2 protein-coding genes are annotated in these 2,612 nt (G+C 72.4%); both read left to right on the forward strand.

Translation table 11 applies throughout. The features are described 5' to 3' along the window. Positions 1–1,936 (forward strand): AbfB domain-containing protein (locus tag CCN44_RS18000; protein ID WP_086698236.1); only part of this gene is annotated, 1,936 nt, incomplete at its 5' end. A 107-nt stretch (positions 1,937–2,043) separates the two neighbouring features. Then, positions 2,044–2,586: a DUF2269 domain-containing protein gene (locus CCN44_RS18005; protein WP_086698237.1), complete on the forward strand. Its 543-nt coding sequence runs from the start codon at positions 2,044–2,046 to the stop codon at positions 2,584–2,586. The last annotated feature ends 26 nt before the right edge of the window (positions 2,587–2,612 follow it).

The following is a 2,612-nucleotide window of genomic DNA, read 5'->3' on the forward strand; positions in this document are numbered from 1 at the left end:
CGGCCGGCGCGTCCAGCTCCACTTCGGCGCCTCCGACTGGGAGACGACCGTCTGGATCAACGGCCGGCAGGCGGGCGCCGTCCACCGCGGCGGCTACGACGCCTTCTCGTACGACATCACCCCCCTGCTGAACCGGGGCACGAACACCGTCGTCGTGTCGGTGTACGACCCGACGGAGACCGGTGGCCAGGCCATCGGCAAGCAGCGCGTCCAGGACGTCACCCCGCACGCCGGCCACAGCATCGTCTACACCGCCTCCTCGGGCATCTGGCAGACCGTCTGGCTGGAGCCGACGCCGACGGCGCACATCACCCGGCTCGACATGGTCCCGCACCTGGAGGACGACACCCTGCGCGTCACCGTCCGCGGCAGCACCGCGGCCACCGGTGCCGCCGTCCGGGTCACCGTCTCCACCGGCGGTACGACGGTCGCGAGCGCCACCGGCACGGTCGGCACCGAACTCTCCGTCCCCCTGCCCGGCGCCCGTCTGTGGTCGCCGGACGACCCGTTCCTGTACGACGTCACGGCCCAGCTGACCGGCCGCGCCGGCGGCGACAGGGTCGGCAGCTACACCGGCATGCGCTCGATCGCGGTCAAGGACGTGGACGGCGTCCGCCGGCCGGTCCTCAACGGGCGGTTCGTCTTCCAGACCGGCACCCTGGACCAGGGCTACTGGCCGGACGGCATCCACACCGCGCCCACCGACGCGGCCCTCAAGTACGACCTCCAGAAACACAAGGACCTCGGCTTCAACACGGTCCGCAAACACATCAAGGTGGAGCCCCAGCGCTGGTTCTACTGGGCGGACCGGCTCGGGCTGCTGGTGTGGCAGGACATGCCGTCCATGGACAGCGGCAAGACACCGGACAGCGCGGCCCGCACCCAGTGGGAGAGCGAGTACCGCGCCGTCATCGACCAGCACCGCAGCTCGCCCGCGCTCATCCAGTGGGTCGACCAGAACGAGGGCTGGGGCCAGTACGACCAGGCACGCATCGCGGACATGGTCAAGGCGTACGACCCCTCGCGCCTCGTGGACAACATGAGCGGCGTCAACTGCTGCGGCGCCCAGGACGGCGGCAACGGCGACGTCGTCGACACCCACAACTACGTCGGGCCGGGCAACACGCCCACGGAGCCGGTGCGTGCCTCGGTGCTGGGGGAGTACGGCGGCCTCGGCCACCGGGTCACCGGCCACGAGTGGTATCCGGGCGGCGGTTTCAGCTACGAGGACCAGCCGAGCCCGTCCGCCCTGAACGACCGCCTCGTCGGCCTGCTCGACGGCATCCGGGAGAACGCCATGCCCGCCGGCGGCCTCTCCGCCGCCGTCTACACCCAGATCACCGACGTCGAGAACGAGGCCAACGGCCTGATGACCTACGACCGCCGGATCGTCAAGGTGGACGAGTCCCGGGTCCGCGCGGCGAACCGGGCGCTCATCGCCGCCTCCCGCGACATCGGCCCGCCGGTGCGGCTCCCCGTGGAGCAGTACGTGTCGCTCCGGGTCACGACACCCGGCCACACCGACCGCTACATCCGCCACCACGACGGGCTCGGCTACACCGAGGCGGTCGACTCCGGCAGCAGCGAGCTGCTGAAACAGGACGCCACCTGGAAGGTGCGGCCGGGGCTGGCGAACAAGCTCTGCTACTCCTTCGAGTCGCGCAACCACCCCGGTGAATACCTGCGGCACCGCGACTTCCGGGTCCGCCGCGAGGCGGGCGACGCGTCCGCGCTGTACCGGGCCGACGCCACCTGGTGCCCCGTGCGGGGCGACGGCGGCATCAGACTGTCCGCGGCCAACTTCCCCGGCCAGTACCTGAGGCACATCGACGCCGAACTGTGGCTGGCCCGGTCCGGCGGCACGCACGCCTGGGACGACCCCCGCACCTTCACCGAGGACACCACCTGGTCCGTCGAAGCACCCTGGGCACCCTGACGGTCCCCGGCCGGCCCGGCGGGGGAGCGGCGTACTCCGCGCGGAGTACCCCGGGTTGCTTCCGCCGCCGGACGGCACGGCCGGTCCGCTCCGGCACCGTGGCGTGCATGAAGATGAACCGACCCGCCCGCCGGGCCTTCCTCGTCGTCCATGTGACCGCCTCCGCGAGCTGGCTCGGGCTCACGCTCGGGCTGCTCGGTCTAGCCGTCACCGCCTCCACGACCGGATCGGCGGCGACGGCCGAGGCGTCCGTCCGGGCGATGCGGCTCTTCGCGGATGTGCTGCTGCTCCCCCTCGCGTTCCTCACCCTCCTCAGCGGCGTCCTGCTGGCCGTCGGCACGCCCTGGGGCCTGGCCCGGCACCGGTGGGTCTGGACCAAGTTCTGGCTGACCCTCGCCGCCACCACCGCCACGGCGTTCGCGCTCCGCCCCGGGCTGCACTCCGCCATGTCCGCCCTGGCGGCGGACGGAGTACCCCCCGGCCCCGGCGACCTGCTGCCCGGCCCGGTCGTCTCGCTGTGCGCCTACGTCTTCATGACGGCCATCTCGGTCCTCAAACCCTGGGGACTCACCAGGCGCGGCAGACACCACCGCACCACCGCCCGCCCACCGGCACGGAAGCCCGCCAAGCCGGCGAGCGGCACCCACTGAACCCACCCGGCCGCGCCCGACGGCAC

This window comes from Streptomyces tricolor (assembly GCF_002155905.1).
In the GTDB taxonomy this organism is placed as follows: Bacteria; Actinomycetota; Actinomycetes; order Streptomycetales; family Streptomycetaceae; genus Streptomyces; species Streptomyces tricolor.